Source organism: Kitasatospora arboriphila (assembly GCF_039528095.1).
GTDB lineage: Bacteria > Actinomycetota > Actinomycetes > Streptomycetales > Streptomycetaceae > Kitasatospora > Kitasatospora arboriphila.
Window position 1 is genome coordinate 1 of sequence record NZ_BAAALD010000052.1, and the last position, 15,208, is coordinate 15,208.

At 73.3% G+C, this 15,208-nt stretch carries 15 protein-coding genes and 1 pseudogene; 7 read left to right on the forward strand and 9 right to left on the reverse strand.

Translation table 11 applies throughout. The features are described from left to right. Positions 1 to 146: 146 nt before the first annotated feature. Positions 147 to 1,226: an SGNH/GDSL hydrolase family protein gene (locus ABD353_RS24330; protein WP_344625788.1), complete on the reverse strand. Its 1,080-nt coding sequence runs from the start codon at positions 1,224 to 1,226 to the stop codon at positions 147 to 149. 145 nt (positions 1,227 to 1,371) lie between these two features. Between ABD353_RS24330 and ABD353_RS24335 the strand changes: the two genes are divergently transcribed. The 3 genes from ABD353_RS24335 (at position 1,372) to ABD353_RS24345 (ending at position 5,106) form a co-directional block, all read left to right on the forward strand. Beyond that, positions 1,372 to 2,772 carry a cystathionine beta-synthase gene (locus ABD353_RS24335; protein ID WP_344625789.1) on the forward strand — a complete coding sequence of 467 codons (1,401 nt, stop codon included), beginning with the start codon at positions 1,372 to 1,374 and terminating at the stop codon, positions 2,770 to 2,772. Between the two features lie 520 nt (positions 2,773 to 3,292). Further along, on the forward strand, positions 3,293 to 3,619 hold the full coding sequence (locus ABD353_RS24340; RefSeq protein ID WP_263103880.1) for a hypothetical protein: 327 nt from the start codon (positions 3,293 to 3,295) through the stop codon (positions 3,617 to 3,619). Between the two features lie 209 nt (positions 3,620 to 3,828). Further along, on the forward strand, positions 3,829 to 5,106 hold the full coding sequence (locus ABD353_RS24345; protein WP_344625790.1) for a L,D-transpeptidase family protein: 1,278 nt from the start codon (positions 3,829 to 3,831) through the stop codon (positions 5,104 to 5,106). A 60-nt stretch (positions 5,107 to 5,166) separates the two neighbouring features. Here ABD353_RS24345 and ABD353_RS24350 read toward each other — a convergent pair whose 3' ends face one another. The 5 genes and pseudogenes from ABD353_RS24350 to ABD353_RS24370 all read right to left on the reverse strand — a co-directional run bounded on the left by ABD353_RS24350 (position 5,167) and on the right by ABD353_RS24370 (position 8,581). Then, positions 5,167 to 5,532, reverse strand: a complete 366-nt coding sequence (locus ABD353_RS24350; protein WP_344625791.1) for a cupin domain-containing protein — start codon at positions 5,530 to 5,532, stop codon at positions 5,167 to 5,169. Between the two features lie 115 nt (positions 5,533 to 5,647). Continuing rightward, positions 5,648 to 5,989: pseudogene (locus tag ABD353_RS24355) on the reverse strand (DUF4304 domain-containing protein); the annotation flags it as partial. A 125-nt stretch (positions 5,990 to 6,114) separates the two neighbouring features. Further along, the gene (gene msrA / locus ABD353_RS24360) at positions 6,115 to 6,780 is read right to left on the reverse strand and encodes a peptide-methionine (S)-S-oxide reductase MsrA (protein ID WP_344625793.1); all 666 of its coding nucleotides are present in this window, start codon (positions 6,778 to 6,780) and stop codon (positions 6,115 to 6,117) included. A 41-nt stretch (positions 6,781 to 6,821) separates the two neighbouring features. Beyond that, the gene (locus tag ABD353_RS24365; RefSeq protein WP_344625794.1) at positions 6,822 to 7,895 is read right to left on the reverse strand and encodes a nucleotidyl transferase AbiEii/AbiGii toxin family protein; all 1,074 of its coding nucleotides are present in this window, start codon (positions 7,893 to 7,895) and stop codon (positions 6,822 to 6,824) included. Beyond that, a complete protein-coding gene (locus ABD353_RS24370) occupies positions 7,892 to 8,581 on the reverse strand; it encodes a hypothetical protein (RefSeq protein ID WP_344625795.1) in 690 nt (229 codons plus the stop codon). Before ABD353_RS24370 ends, ABD353_RS24365 begins: the two co-directional genes overlap by 4 nt. Positions 8,582 to 8,886: 305 nt before the next feature. On the opposite strand from ABD353_RS24370, the gene ABD353_RS24375 reads away from it, so the two are divergent. After that, the gene (locus ABD353_RS24375) at positions 8,887 to 10,041 is read left to right on the forward strand and encodes a cystathionine gamma-synthase (RefSeq protein WP_030273652.1); all 1,155 of its coding nucleotides are present in this window, start codon (positions 8,887 to 8,889) and stop codon (positions 10,039 to 10,041) included. A gap of 16 nt (positions 10,042 to 10,057) precedes the next feature. On the opposite strand, the gene ABD353_RS24380 is transcribed toward ABD353_RS24375, so the two are convergent. Next, positions 10,058 to 10,531 carry a MarR family winged helix-turn-helix transcriptional regulator gene (locus ABD353_RS24380; RefSeq protein ID WP_344625796.1) on the reverse strand — a complete coding sequence of 158 codons (474 nt, stop codon included), beginning with the start codon at positions 10,529 to 10,531 and terminating at the stop codon, positions 10,058 to 10,060. Between the two features lie 133 nt (positions 10,532 to 10,664). Between ABD353_RS24380 and ilvA the strand changes: the two genes are divergently transcribed. The 3 genes from ilvA to ABD353_RS24395 all read left to right on the forward strand — a co-directional run bounded on the left by ilvA (position 10,665) and on the right by ABD353_RS24395 (position 13,910). Beyond that, complete coding sequence (gene ilvA / locus ABD353_RS24385) at positions 10,665 to 11,876, forward strand: threonine ammonia-lyase (protein ID WP_344625797.1); 1,212 nt, start codon at positions 10,665 to 10,667, stop codon at positions 11,874 to 11,876. 161 nt (positions 11,877 to 12,037) lie between these two features. Next, positions 12,038 to 13,048, forward strand: coding sequence for an ATP-binding cassette domain-containing protein (locus ABD353_RS24390; RefSeq protein ID WP_344625798.1), 1,011 nt, complete (start codon positions 12,038 to 12,040; stop codon positions 13,046 to 13,048). Position 13,049: 1 nt separating this feature from the next. Then, entirely contained in the window at positions 13,050 to 13,910 is an 861-nt protein-coding gene (locus ABD353_RS24395; protein ID WP_344625799.1) for an ABC transporter permease, read from the forward strand. Between the two features lie 71 nt (positions 13,911 to 13,981). On the opposite strand, the gene greA is transcribed toward ABD353_RS24395, so the two are convergent. Together greA and ABD353_RS24405 are read right to left on the reverse strand one after the other, a co-directional pair. Beyond that, positions 13,982 to 14,479, reverse strand: coding sequence for a transcription elongation factor GreA (greA, locus tag ABD353_RS24400; protein WP_344625800.1), 498 nt, complete (start codon positions 14,477 to 14,479; stop codon positions 13,982 to 13,984). 285 nt (positions 14,480 to 14,764) lie between these two features. Then, positions 14,765 to 15,178, reverse strand: a complete 414-nt coding sequence (locus tag ABD353_RS24405) for a DUF4307 domain-containing protein (RefSeq protein WP_344625801.1) — start codon at positions 15,176 to 15,178, stop codon at positions 14,765 to 14,767. Positions 15,179 to 15,208: the final 30 nt, after the last annotated feature.

The following is a 15,208-nucleotide window of genomic DNA, read 5'->3' on the forward strand; positions in this document are numbered from 1 at the left end:
GCGAGCCCTTGAAGGCCCGGCCGATCGGCGAACGGGCGGCGCTGACGATGACGGCTTCGGGCATGGTGGGCTCCTCGCGGATCGGCCGGCTAGCGAGCATTCACTTGAGGGCGCGTATCGGCTCCCAACGACACTCGGGAGGAAAATTACCGCTTAGTAGCGCCGGCGTCATCCGATCCCGGGTGTGAGCTGGCCGACGCCGCCTCGGGCTCCGGCGTGCCCGGCAGGCCGAGCCGCAATCGGTGCCGCATCAGGGCCCAGCGCCGCGCCGCCGGCCCGGTCCCGGCCGCCGCGACCTCGGTGCCCGAGCGGCCCGCCGCAGCCGCGGCCGCCACCTCGACCGGCAGGACCGCCTGCGTGGCCGGCGGCTCGGCGGCGGTGCCCTCCTCGTCGGGCCACAGGTCCAGCGAGGCGCACAGCGAGGGCAGCATCGCCATCGCCGCGGTCGCGTAGCCCTGCGCCGACGGGTGGTAGCGGTCGGCGGCGAAGAGCTCCGGCCGGGTCGCGAACTCCGGCCCGAGCAGCGAGCCGAGCGACACCGTCCGCCCGCCGGCCTCCACCACGGCGATCGTCTGCGCCGCGGCGAGCTGCCGGCTGAGGCGCCGGGCCACCCAGCGCAGCGGCGGCCGCACCGGCTTGATGGTGCCGAGATCCGGGCAGGTGCCGACCACCACCTCGCACCCGGCCGACCGCAGGATCCGCACCGCGTCGCCCAGCTGCCGCACGCACTGTGCCGCCGGGCTGTGCCGGGTCACGTCGTTGGCGCCGATCATGATCACCGCGAGCGCGGGGCGGTGCGGCAGGGCGAGCGCCGCCTGGTCCACCAGGTCCTCCGAGCGGGCCCCCGACTTGGCGACGTTCACCAGCCGCACCCGGCGCTCGGCCACCGAAGCCAGGCCGGAGGCCAGCAGGGCGCCCGGGGTCTCCCGGCCGCGGTTCACCCCGAGGCCGGCCGCGGTCGAGTCGCCGAGGAAGGCGAGCACCAACGGCGGTTCGTCCGAGGCCGGGACGATCGTCCCGGCGTCGGTGAAGGCGTCGCCGTACACTCCGTCCGCGCGCGGCGGATCGCCGTCCAGCAGCCCGATCGCCCGGATCGCCATCCTGCTCTCGGTCAGCAGCAGTCCGGCGAGCCCCACGCCCAGCAGCCCGATCCCACCGCCGCCGTACGCGGCCGCCGTGGCGATCCGGCGGGCCACCCGGGCCCGCGAAGCCTGTGCCCCTGGCATCCTGCACCCCCTTGTGCGGTCTTCCAGAGTCCTCGTAACCCCGTAGTACCCCTCCCGGCCGTGCCGCTATCGGCGGCCGTCGGCCATCCGGGGCCATACCCTTTAGACACCCACAGTCACACGCGCCACTATCGGGAGGACCCCCGTGCGGTACAGCAATTCGATCATCGAGCTGGTCGGCAACACGCCGCTGGTGAAGCTGAGCAAGGTCACCGAGGGCATCAGCGCCACCGTGCTCGCGAAGGTCGAGTACTTCAACCCGGGCGGCAGCGTGAAGGACCGGATCGCGCTGCGCATGATCGAGGCCGCCGAGGCCTCGGGCGCGCTCAAGCCCGGCGGCACCATCGTCGAGCCCACCTCCGGCAACACCGGTGTCGGTCTGGCGATCGTGGCCCAGCAGAAGGGCTACAAGTGCATCTTCGTCTGCCCCGACAAGGTGTCCACCGACAAGATCAACACGCTGCGCGCGTACGGCGCCGAGGTGGTGGTCTGCCCGACCGCCGTCGCGCCCGAGCACCCGGACTCCTACTACAACGTCTCGGACCGCCTGGTGCGCGAGACCCCGAACGCCTGGAAGCCGGACCAGTACTCCAACCCGGACAACCCGGCCTCGCACTACCACTCGACCGGCCCGGAGTTGTGGGAGCAGACCGACGGGAAGATCACCCACTTCGTCGCGGGCGTCGGCACCGGCGGCACCATCTCGGGCACCGGCCGGTACCTGAAGGACGTCTCCGGCGGCAAGGTCCAGGTCGTCGGCGCCGACCCGGAGGGCTCGGTGTACTCCGGCGGCACCGGCCGCCCGTACCTGGTCGAGGGCGTCGGCGAGGACTTCTGGCCCACCGCCTACGACCGCACCGTCGCGGACGAGATCGTGGCCGTGTCCGACAAGGACTCCTTCCAGATGACCCGCCGCCTCGCCAAGGAGGAGGGCCTGCTGGTCGGCGGCTCCTGCGGCATGGCCGTGGTCGCCGCCCTGGAGGTCGCCAAGCGGCTCGGCCCGGACGACGTGGTCGTCGTGCTGCTGCCGGACGGCGGCCGCGGCTACCTCTCCAAGATCTTCAACGACGACTGGATGGCCGACTACGGCTTCCTGCCCACCGCCACCGACGAGGCGCACATCGGCGAGGTGCTCGCCCGCAAGGACGCGCTGGAGCACGAGGGCATCCCGCAGTTCGTCCACATGCACCCCAACGAGACCGTCGCCGAGGCCGTCCAGGTGCTGCGCGACTTCGGCGTCTCCCAGATGCCGATCGTGTCGCCGGGCGCCGGCCACCCCGACGTGATGGCCGGCGAGGTCATCGGCTCGATCGTCGAGCGGGAGCTGCTGGAGGGCCTGTTCTCGCAGCAGATCAAGCTGACCGACAGCCTCGACAAGGTGATGTCCAAGCCGCTGCCGGTGGTCGGCTCCGGCGAGTCGGTGACCAACCTGATGACGGTCCTGGAGAAGGCCGACGCGGTGGTCGTGCTGGTCGAGGGCAAGCCGCAGGGCATCGTCACCCGGCAGGACCTGCTGGCCTTCCTCACCAGCCGGGCCGGTCACTGACTCCGTGTCACCGGGCCCGGTGGGCCGACCGGGTGAAGGGGCGCCGTCCCGCCAGTTGGTACACCGACGTCACCTCGGCGCATCAGGCCGTTAACAACGGTCCTGCATCGTATTGGTCAACGGCAAGACGCCGAGCATGGTGGCAGCGGAGGCCGGGAGCGGCTCCCCGGTCCCGCAGTCACCACGGACACGTCGGTCGGCCCTGACCCGGCCCTCCGTGTCCCGCCCGCGGGGGTTGCCGTCGTCCCGCCCCTGTTCGGTTCCGACCGATCAACAGGGTGCGGCGGCCCCCGCGGCACCCATCGCGCCGAGAGGCGCGTCTCCGCGGCTCCCGGGTGGGGGAGCGCCGGCGGAGGCGGGAGGGCCGGTCCCCGGTACAGGGGGCCGGCCCTCCCGTGTTTCCCCGGCCGGGGTGCCCGCCTGCCGGCCGGGTGCCCGCCGCGGGCCCGGCCGCCGGCCCTTCCGCGCGTTCCGGCGCACCGGTTTGGGTCCGCCCGTCCGCTGACCTAGGCTCGCCGCCATGACCAGCACTGACCTGCCCGCGCAGGACGCACCGCGTTACGTACGGCTCAAGATCGAGCTCATCGCCGAGATCACCGACGAGCAGGCCCTCAAGACCGCCGCCCTCGCCCAGGTCGAGAACGACGAGTACCTCGACGACGAGGAGCGCGCCCAGTCCGTCGAGGCCATCGAGGTGGACCCGTCCGGCTCGCTCGCCCACTTCATCGACCCGGTCGCGCTGCTCGGCGACGTCCCCGGCATCGAGCTGACCTCGGCCACCTGGGAGTCGGCGCACACCGACTTCGACCCGGACGAGGAGAGCTGGGACGAGTACAGCGTCGAGTAGTCCTCGTCGCGCCCGCGCGGCACCGCCGCACGGCGGCAAGGCCCGGTCCGGACCCTTCCGGACCGGGCCTTTTGTCCGATATGGAGGTATGACAAGTACTCTCGTACGATCTGGAACATGTGCGCCGAACGGGTGTATTCGCCCCGTTGCGCCGTGCTCACGATCCGTACCGGGCGCCGGGCGCGCCGCCGAGCAGCAGGGAGAACCACGTGACGGCACCCGAGAACCAGCAGTCCGGGAGCAGCAACTGGACCCGGCGCGGCGTCCTGGGCGGTCTGCTCGCCGCCCCGGCCCTGCTGGTCGCGGCCTGCAACGGCGACACCGGCGGCGGCAGCGGCAACGTGGCCGGGAAGGCCGCCGGCGGGCCGTCCGGAGCGGCGGCCACCACCAAGGGCGCCGACATCCCGAAGACCTCGGCCGCCCGAATAACCGTCACCCCCGCGGACGGCGCCACCACGGCCCCCTTCACCCGGCCGATCAAGGTCGCCGTCACCGGGGGCACCCTGACCTCCGTCTCCGTCACCGACGAGAAGGGCCGGGCGGTCGCCGGCACCCTCTCCGCCGACCGGCACGGCTGGACCTCCACCGACCCGCTCGGCAGCGGCACCCGCTACACCGTGGCCGCCGCCGCCACCGACCCGGACGGGCTGGAGGCCGACGCGCACGCGGCCTTCGCCACCGCCGCCCCCGCCAACACCTTCGTCGGCCACTTCACCCCCGACAACGGCGCCACCGTCGGCGTCGGCATGCCCGTCTCGATCAACTTCAGCCGGCCGATCACCGACCGGAAGGCCGTCCAGGAGGCGATCACCGTCACCGCCCGGCCCGGCGTCGAGATCGTCGGCCACTGGTACTCCAGCACCCGCCTCGACTTCCGCCCGCAGGAGTACTGGGCCAAGGGCACGGTCGTCACCCTCAGCCTGCGGCTCAAGGACGTCGAGGGCGCCAAGGGCGTCTACGGCACCCAGTCCAAGGACGTCAGCTTCACCGTCGGCCGCAGCCGCACCAGCGTCGCCGACCTCTCCGCCGACACCCTCACCGTCACCACCGACGGCGTGGTCACCGCCACCTACCCGATCATCGGCGGCGCCCCCGCCACCCGGACCTGGGGCGGCAAGCTCGTCATCGCCGAGCAGTACCTGCAGACCAAGATGGACTCCCAGACCGTCGGCCTCGGCGACGAGTACAACATCCCCGACGTGCCGCACGCCCAGCGCCTCACCACCTCGGGCACCTTCATCCACGGCAACTACTGGTCGCCCGGGAGCGCCTTCGGCGAGCAGAACCTCAGCCACGGCTGCATCGCGCTGCGCGACGTCAAGGGCGCGGGCGACCCGCAGACCGACGGCGCCGTCTTCTTCAAGGAATCGCTGGTCGGCGACGTCGTCGAGGTCGTCAACTCCGGCGACCGGACGGTCGACCCGGCCAACGGCCTCAACGGCTGGAACCTGAGCTGGTCCGCCTGGACGGCCGGTAGCGCCGTCTGACCCGCCCGGCGCCCGGTGGCGCCCCGCGGCGGCGGGGCGCCACCGGGCGGGGCCGGCCCGTCAGGACCGCTTGGCGTAGTCGGCGAAGCCCTGCCAGTCGATCACCACGCACGCCTCGTCGCCGAGCACCCACGCGTCGTGCCCCGGCGGGCAGATCATGAAGTCGCCCGGGCCGAACTCCTCCTCCTGCCCGTCGTCCATCACGACCTTCATCCGGCCGGAGACCACGTACCCCGTGTGGGAGGCCCGGCAGCTCTCCGTGCCGGCGATCGGCTTGACGTGCTTCGACCACTGCCAGCCGGGTTCGAAGGTGCCGCGGCCCACGCCGCCGCCCTCCTGGTTGACCAGTTCCATGCGACCGCGGCCGTCCTCGAACGGACGGACCTCCTCGGGCGAGTCCAGGCTCATGCGGACAAGACCGGCCATCGCGCATCTCCTCCGAACGGGGGCGACCACCCGGGCCACCCTGCCGACACCCTCAGTCTCCGCCGCGCCCCGCACGGCTGCCACGGAGACGTGACCGCCCGCCCGCGGCCGCCGGTCAGGGCCCGCCGAGGCGGCGGCGGATCTCGGGCACGGCGTGGTCGGTCACCGCGGCGACGACACCGTCGGCCGTCCGGTCGAGGCGGTCGGCGGGCCGGTGGGTGGGCCGGTGGGTGGAGACGTTCCACCAGGTGTCGCGACCGGACGCGAGCAGGTGGCCGATGCGGACCGGGTCGAAGCGGCGGTCGTAGTGGACGCTCGGGTTGGGCCGGGCGGGCAGACCGGGGTGCCCCGCCCGGTACGCCTCCCACGCCTGCCGCCCGATCACCGAGACGTTGACGGTGAAGTCCAGGGAGTCCGCGGAGTCGAAGCGGGAACCCTGGAAGCCCAGTTGCACCCAGGCCCCGGGGTCCGGGAGCTCGTAGCGCTACCCGGACCCCTTCCAGCCGAGGGGTGCGCAGCCGCGGGGCGACGCCGTCGCGCAGCATCGCCCGGTACAGCTCCCGGGCCGTCGTCACCGGACGGTCAGCCGTTCGTCCGCGCGACGCCGATCGGGCAGGAGGCGCCGGTGCCGCCGAGGCCGCAGTAGCCGTTGGGGTTCTTGGCCTCGGAGAGGTACTGCTGGTGGTAGGGCTCGGCCGGGTGGAAGGCGGCGGCGGGGGCGATCTCGGTGGTGATCGCGCCGAAGCCGAGGGCGGTGAGCTCGGGCTGGAAGGCGTCCCGGGAGGCCTCGGCGGCGGCCTGCTGGGCGGGCGAGTGGGTGTAGACCGCCGAGCGGTACTGGGTGCCGACGTCGTTGCCCTGGCGGAAGCCCTGGGTCGGGTCGTGGGCCTCCCAGAAGGTCTTCAGCAGCGTCCCGTACGAGATCCGGGCCGGGTCGAAGACGACGCGGACGGCCTCGGTGTGCCCGGTGAGGCCGCTGCAGACCTCCTCGTAGGTCGGGTTCTCGGTGTGCCCGCCCTGGTAGCCGACCAGGGTCGTCCAGACGCCCGGCAGCTGCCAGAAGGCGCGCTCGGCGCCCCAGAAGCAGCCGAGGCCGAAGTCGGCGGTCTCCAGGCCCTCCGGGTAGGGGCCGGTGAGCGGGGTGCCGAGGACGGTGTGCAGGTCGGAGACGGTGAACAGCGGGGTGGTGCGGCCGGGCAGCGCCTGGTCGGCGGTGACGAGAGCGCTCTTGTGGCGGTTGAACAGCAAGGCCTGCTCCAGGTGTCCGGCGTGTCGGGTGTGCGGCGGGTTCAACGCGCGCCGGTGCCGTCGGATTCCGTGGTGGACTCCGGCGGCAGCCACACCGCGCGGAGCTCCTCCTCGCTGCGGCCGCCGAAGGTCGGGGCGAGGGCGGCGAGCAGTCGCTCGCCGTACTCCTCGGCGGTGCCGACCTGCGGGTGCTCCTTGCGGAACTCGTCCCACTCGACGCGCTCCAGCGGCTCGGCGACGTCATCGGTGACCAGCGGCCGGGTGGCCCACCACGGGTGGGACGTGAGGAAGACGTCCCGCAGCAGCTCGTAGCGGAGCGGGGCGGATTCGGCGAGCAGGACGGCGTCGTACAGGTCCTTGCCCTGGGCGAAGCCGTCGTTGACCAGCCAGAGGATCTTCCAGGCGAGCGAGAGCTCGCGGTCGGCGGTGCGCAGTTCGGCGGGCGTGCCGGAGCCGGAGAGCGGAGGCACGGCGGTGCGGACGGGCTCGGCGGCCAGCGGCTCGGTGAAGACGAAGTCCAGCTGGACGGTGCCCTCGGGCAGGCCGTCGGCGCTCCACGGCAGGACGAGGCGGCGCCCCGGGACGCGGTCGTACGTCCAGATCTCGTCCCGGACGGCTCGGTCGGCGTGCAGCCGGACGGTGCCGGAGAGCCGTTCGGCGGCGGCCGCCAGCCCGGTGAGCAGGCCGTCGGTCCGAGGGTCGTCGAGCTCCCAGTCGGTCGGCGTGACGATGAAGTCGAGGTCGCCCGGCTCGCGCGCGTCCGCCCCGAACCAGGCGGTGAGCAGCACCGATCCGCGCAGCACCAGGTGCCCGGCCCAGGGGGAGGCGGCGACGGCGGCGAGCACGGTGTCCAGGGCCTCCCGCCGTGCGGCGTACCAGCGGGCGCCGGTGGCAGCGTCGGCGAACTCCGGGTCGCCGGCCCGCATCGCCTTGGTGTAGCCGCGCAGCGAGGGGTCGAAGACCGCCCGCTGGACGACGCCCTCGCCAGCCACCGGCCGGATCGAGCGGGGGAGTTCGAACTCGCCGAGTTCGCTGTCGGTGGGGTTCGCGTGCGGGAGGCTGAGCTGCTCGCTCCAGGGGCCGTAGCCGAGTTCCTGCCAGGAGGAGTTGGTCATCGGGAGGTCCTTTCGGCGGTGTCCTCGGTGGGGTGGGCGTCCGCGGGGCGGGCTTCCGCGATCCAGCCGGCGTCCAGCGCCTCGGCGGTGTCGAGCACGGCGAACTCCCGCTCGACGGAGGCGATCCGGTGTCCGGTGAGGTCGGCGAGCAGGGCGTCCAGGCGGCGGCCGGCGGTGTCGGCGCCGACCAGGCGGCAGCGCTGGGTGACGAAGAACTCGACCTGCCCGTCGGGCCGGGTGCGCCGGGCGTTGCGGGACAGGTGGGCGTCGTGGCGCTCGGCCGCGGCGGCCAGCGCGGGCCCGGGCGGCGTGTCCAGCAGCAGTTTGACGTGGTGTTCGAAGTAGTACGCCGGGCCGAGGGCCCGGGCCTGCCCGTCGGTGGCGGGGACGCCCGCCGTCCAGGGCGCGGCCTCGATCTTGGTGCGGAGCACGGCGAACCCGGCGGAGTCGGCCTCCGCCCCCGTCCGGCCGGCGAGCGCCTCGGCCTCGGCGAGGGTGCCGGAGACGGTCAGGGTGAGCATCGGCTGCCGGGGGGCGGCGCCCCGGGCGAGTTCGATGTCGACGACCTTGAGGCCGCGCCCCGCGGCCCAGGCGGCGAGCGCCGGGCCCTGCTGCGGGGCGACGGTCAGGTGGATCTCGAAGTCGCCCCGGAAGTCGGGGCGGACGGGTGTACGGGTGTCGGGCACCCGCGCATCCTGTCAGGCGGCTGTGACAGTGCCGCTGCGGGCCCCGGCGGCGGGCGGCGGGGTCGTGCCGGCGGTTGCGGTACCTCCGGACGGCGGCCGATCGGATCTCTCGATCGGCTGTGCGGGCGCGCGGTGGTGGCGGTCCGAACGACCGCGGGCGAAGGGATTCCGCTGGCCGGGCCCGGTCCGCTCCGGCGGCGGACGGCGGGCCCGCCGGGGCCGGCCGGGGCGGTGCCGCCGACGGCGCGGCGCGGGACGTGCGCTCAGCCCGTGCGGCCGGGCCCCCGCGGACTAGGCTCATGGGCATGACCGAGCACCAGCTTCCCCAGGGCTTCGAGACCCTCGCCATCCACGCGGGTCAGGAAGCAGACCCCCAGACCGGGGCCGTCGTCACGCCGATCTACCAGGTGTCCACGTACAAGCAGGACGGGGTGGGCGGCCTGCGGGGCGGGTACGAGTACAGCCGTTCCGCCAACCCGACCAGAACCGCGCTGGAGGAGTGCCTCGCGGCGATCGAGGGCGGCGCGCGCGGCCTCGCCTTCGCCTCCGGCCTCGCGGCCGAGGACACCCTGCTGCGCACGATCCTCAAGCCGGGCGACCACATCGTGATCCCGAACGACGCCTACGGCGGCACGTTCCGGCTGTTCGCGAAGGTCCTCACCCGGTGGGGCGTGGAGTTCTCCGTCGCCAACACCCAGGACCTCGCGGACGTCCGCGCCCAGCTCCGTCCGAACACCCGCGCGGTGTGGGTGGAGACCCCGTCCAACCCGCTGCTGGGCATCACCGACCTGACCGCGCTGGCCGAGGTGGCGCACGCCGCCGGCGCCCTGCTGGTGGTGGACAACACCTTCGCCAGCCCCTACCTGCAGCAGCCGATCGCGCTCGGCGCCGACGCCGTGGTGCACTCCACCACCAAGTACATGGGCGGCCACTCGGACGTGGTCGGCGGCGCGCTGGTGCTGGCCGACGCCGGCCTCGGCGAGGAGGTCGCGTACCACCAGAACGCGATGGGCGCGGTCTCCGGCCCGTTCGACGCCTGGCTGGTGCTGCGCGGCATCAAGACGCTGGGTGTCCGGATGGACCGGCACAGCGCCAACGCCGAGAAGGTCGCCGAGCTGCTGGCCGGCCACCCGAAGGTCAGCCAGGTGCTCTACCCGGGCCTGCCCGAGCACCCCGGCCACGACATCGCGGCCAAGCAGATGAAGGCCTTCGGCGGCATGGTCTCCTTCCGCGTGCACGGCGGCGAGGAGGCGGCGGTCGAGGTCTGCAACCGGGCGCAGCTGTTCACCCTCGGCGAGTCGCTGGGCGGCGTGGAGTCGCTGATCGAGCACCCGGGCCGGATGACGCACGCCTCGGTGGCGGGTTCGGCGCTGGAGGTGCCGGCCGACCTGGTGCGGATCTCGGTCGGCATCGAGTCGGTCGACGACCTGCTCGCCGACCTGCGCCAGGCGCTGGGCTGAGCCCCGCGCGGCCCGGTCAGGACTGACGGCCCGCCGAGTACGACTCCAGCGAGTCGTTGAAGCGGGCCAGCAGGGCGCAGAAGGCCCGCCGCTCGTCGGCGGGCCAGTCCGCCGTCAGGTGGCGCATCAACTCCTCGCGTCCGGCCCGTACTTCGGCGAGCCTGCGGCCGCCGAGCGGGGTCAGGGCGAGGTGCACGGCACGCCGGTCGGCCGGGTACGGGACCCGGCCGACCAGGTCCGCCTCGACGAGCGGCGCGGCCTGCCGGGTGACGGTGGAGGAGTCGACGCCGAGCGCCGCGGCGAGGGTCTTCACGCTGGCCGGGCCGCGGCGCTGCAGCTCGTCCAGCAGCAGGTAGGCGGCGCGGTCCAGCGAGCCGACCGCGCCGTGCCGGGCCTGCTCCAGCCGACGGGCGAACACCGCCACCTGGTAGTGGAGTTGGCTGTGGAGGGGGTCGTTGCCGGGGGCGGCCGGGGGCGAGGGGGTCGTCATCGCGGCTCACGTTCCAGAGGCGGTACGGGTGCTCGGAGCCAGCAGCGTACGCGCGACGGCCCGGCCCGGGAACAGGCCCGGCGCCGCCGGTCGCTGCCGGTCGCAGGCGGCCCGCGGCCGTACGCTGATCCGCATGCAGAGCTGGCCGATCACCCTCGACGACGTCCGCGGCGCCCAGAAGATGCTGGCCGGGATCGCCCGGGTGACGCCGATGGAGTCGAGCCGGTACCTGTCCGCGCTGGTGGGCTCGCCCGTCCACCTCAAGTGCGAGAACCTGCAGCGCACCGGCTCGTTCAAGCTGCGCGGCGCGTACGTGCGGATCGCCGGGCTGACGCCGGTGCAGAAGGCCGGCGGGGTGGTCGCCGCGAGCGCCGGCAACCACGCGCAGGGCGTGGCGCTGGCGGCCTCGCTGCTCGGCGTGCCCGCCACCGTCTTCATGCCGACCGGCGCCCCGCTGCCGAAGGTGGCGGCGACCCGCGACTACGGCGCCGAGGTACGGCTGCACGGCGCCACCGTCGACGAGGCCCTGCAGGCGGCGCAGCGCTGGTCGGAGGCGACCGGCGCGGTGTTCATCCACCCCTTCGACCACTGGGACGTGGTGACCGGCCAGGCCACGGTGGGCCTGGAGATCCTGGAGCAGTGCCCGGAGGTCCGCACGATCCTGGTCGGGGTCGGCGGCGGCGGGCTGATCGCCGGGATCGCGGCGGCGGTGAAGCCGCTGCGCCCGGACGTGCGGGTGGTCGGGGTACAGGCGGCGGGCGCGGCCGCGTACCCGCCGTCGCTGGCGGCCGGGCACCCGGTGTCGCTGCCGCGGATCGCCACGATGGCGGACGGGATCATGGTGGGCCGGCCCGGCGACATCCCGTTCGAGGTGGTGAACACGCTGGCCGACGGTGTCCGCACGGTCTCCGAGGACGCGCTGTCGCGGGCGCTGCTGGTCGGCCTGGAGCGGCTGAAGCTGGTGGTGGAGCCGGCCGGGGCGAGCCCGATCGCGGCCCTGCTGGAGCGGCCGGAGGGCTTCGAGGGCCCGGTGGTGGCGGTGCTGTCCGGCGGCAACATCGACCCGCAGCTGATGATGCGGGTGCTGCGGCACGGTCTGGCGGCGGCCGGCCGTTACCTGTCCCTGCGGGTGCGGCTGGCGGACAGGCCGGGGGCGCTGGCCGACCTGCTGGGAGTGCTCACCCGGGTGGACGCCAACGTGCTGGACGTCGCGCACGTGCGGATCGACCCGCGGCTGGGGCTGACCGAGGTCGAGGTGGACCTGCACCTGGAGACCAAGGGGCCGGAGCACTGCGCGGTGGTGACCGGTGAGCTGCGCGCCGCGGGGTACGTGGTCACCCAGTAGGGCCGCTCCGCCGTGCGGGTGGCGCACCGCCGCACCCCTTGACGCGATATATCGCAAGCTGCCATCCTCTCGCGATACATCGCGAGATTCGGGATCCGCCCGCCCGGGCACCTGTGTGACGATCAGACGACATACCGGACAAACAGGAGATGAGGCAGGCCATGGCGCCAGCCATCCAAGCCGAGAACCTGGTCAAGACCTTCGGTGACGTCCGCGCCCTCGACGGCGTCAGCCTCGACGTGCCCGAAGGCACCGTGCTGGGCCTGCTCGGCCCGAACGGTGCGGGCAAGACCACCACCGTGCGGGTGCTCACCACCCTGCTCCGACCCGACTCCGGCCGAGCCACGGTGGCCGGACTGGACGTGCTCCGGCACCCCAACGAGGTGCGCGGCCTGATCGGCCTCTCCGGCCAGTACGCCGCCGTCGACGAGTACCTCACCGGCCGCGAGAACCTCCAGATGGTCGGCGAGCTGTACCAGATGAGCGCCCGCGACGCGAAGGCCCGCGCCCTGGAACTGCTGGAGTGGTTCAACCTCGCCGAGGCCGCCGACCGCACCGCCAAGACCTACTCCGGAGGCATGCGCCGCCGCCTCGACCTCGCCGCCGCCCTGGTCGTCCGCCCCCCGGTGATGTTCATGGACGAGCCCACCACCGGCCTCGACCCGCGCAACCGCCTCGCCCTGTGGGAGGTCATCGAGAACCTCGTCGACCAGGGCACCACCCTGCTGCTCACCACCCAGTACCTGGAGGAGGCCGACCGCCTCGCCCACGACATCGCGGTGGTCGACCACGGCCGGGTGATCGCCCGCGGCACCGCCGACGAGCTCAAGGCGACGATCGGCGGCGAACGCATCGAACTGGTGGTGCACCGCCCGGACGAGGTCGCCGAGGCCGTCGCCGCCCTCACCCCCTACGCCAAGGGCGAGCCGGCCGTGGAACGCAACACCCGTCGGATCACCGTCCCGGTCAGCGGCGGCTCCAAGGTGCTCGCCGACGTCATCCGCGAGCTCGACGCCCGCTCGATCGAGATCGACGACATCGGCCTGCGCCGCCCCACCCTCGACGACGTCTTCCTCTCCCTCACCGGCCACGCCACCGAGGCCGAGGAGAACGGCGGGAACGGGCAGCAGAAGCAGGCCCGGGGCCGCCACGGCCACGGAAAGGAGTCCTGAGATGGCGACCACCGCCACCGAGCACGCCATCGGCCACACCGCCCCGCGCCGGCGCACCGGGCTCGCCGCGATGCTGCACGACTCCTGGGTCGTCGCCCGCCGCAACCTGCGCCGGATGCTCCGCATCCCCGAGATCGTGGTCTTCGGGCTGCTCCAGCCCGTGATGTTCGTGCTGCTCTTCTCGTACGTGATGGGCGGCGCGATCCAGATCCCCGGGACGCAGGCCAGCCACGACGCCTACATCCAGTTCCTGATGGCCGGCATCTTCGCGCAGACCGTCACCTTCGCGACCGCCGGCGCCTCGGCCGGCATCGCGGAGGACATGACCAAGGGCCTGGTCGACCGCTTCCGCTCGCTGCCGATGACCCGCTCGGCCGTCCTGGTCGGCCGGACCCTCGCCGACCTGGTGCAGACCGCCTTCATCCTGCTGGTGCTCGCCCTGGTCGCCCTGCTGGTCGGCTGGCGCATCCACGAGGGCTTCTGGAAGGCGATGGCGGCCTTCGGGCTGCTGCTCCTGCTCGGCTACGCCTTCTCCTGGATCGGTGCGCTGATCGGCCTGTCCGTGCGCAGCCCGGAGGCGGCCACCTCGGCCGGCCTGATCTGGCTCTTCCCGCTGACCTTCGTCTCCAACGCCTTCGTGCCGATCAGCTCGATGCCGGGCTGGCTGCAGCCGATCGCCTACTGGAACCCGTTCTCGGCGACCGTCCAGGCCTGCCGCGACCTGTTCGGCAACCAGGTCGGCCCGGTCGACGACGCCTGGCCGATGCAGCACGCGGTGCCGGTGTCGATCGTCTGGTCGCTGGTGATCACGGCGCTGTTCTCCTGGCTGTCGGTCCGCAAGTACCGCTCCGCGGCCGGCTGACCGGCGGCAGGTGCAGCACGAGGGGCGGCCCCGGCTCAGCGCCGGGGCCGCCCCTCGGGGTGTGCGCGGACTCAGCCGGCGTGCGGCTTGGCCTCGATGATCGTCACGCTGGCCCGCTTGCCGTTCGGCAGCTCGTAGGTGGCGTCCTCGCCGACCTTCTTGCCGTTGATGGCGCGGCCGAGCGGCGACTGCGGCGAGTAGATGTCCAGGTCGTCGCCGGCGACCTCGCGCGAGCCGAGCAGGAAGCGCATGGTGTCGTCCTCGTCGCCGTCGAAGGCGACGGTCACGACCATGCCCGGGGCGACGACACCGGAGTCGGCCGGGGCCTCGCCCACCTTGGCGCGCTCCAGCAGCTGGGTGAGCTGGCGGATCCGGGCCTCGTACTTGCCCTGCTCCTCCTTGGCCGCGTGGTAGCCGGCGTTCTCCTTGAGGTCACCCTCCTCGCGCGCCGCCTCGATCTTCTGGGCGATCTCGATGCGCCAGGGGCCGGTCAGGTGCTCCAGCTCGGCCTTGAGCTGGTCGTAGCCGGACTGAGTGAGCCAGGTCACGTCATCGCTGGTCTGGGTCACGGGTGCTCCTCGTCGGTACTGGGCTGTGCTGAGGGTTGTTCGTCAGCAGGTTCTGTCGTAACTACAAAGCAACGCCCGCTCCCGGGCGCTGGGGCTCGGAAGGGGCGAAACCACGAGCCTAACAATTTCCGCCTCCCGGCGGGAGGGGAGCTCGCGGGCACGGCCACGGCCGGCTGCCGCGGCACTCCGTACGGATGCCCGCCCGTACGCTCGAATATGCGCCGGGGAGGGTGCGATGTGCAAAGGGGAATTCCGCCCGGACGGCTCCCCCGGACGGGTGGCGGATCAGCGGCGGGGCGTGCAGCCCAGCAGCTCCGCGGTCACCCCGCGGGCGGTGGTGCGCAACGTCACCACCTGCGACCAGGTGCTGCCCTCGGCCGGCACCGGGAAGTCGTACTGGCCCACCACGGCCTTGTCCGCCGCCATCGAGCGTACCGTGCAGACACCCGCGGTGCCCGCCTCCTTGCGGACCGACAGCTGCAGCTGCATCTCGTGGTCGGAGACCGCCTCGAAGGCCGGCACACTGCCGTTCATCACGCTCTCGCGCAGGATGTACGAGCCGCCCAGCCAGGCCACCACGCCCAGGAACAGCACACCGCAGACCACCGCGGCGATCCGCAGCCGACGGTCCGCCTCGGCGTCGGAGCGGCGGCTGTAGCGGCCCTCCGGCAGGGCGGTGGTCGTACGGCTGGAGTCCATGGCCGGCTCGGTCCTTTCGACGAGGCGCGC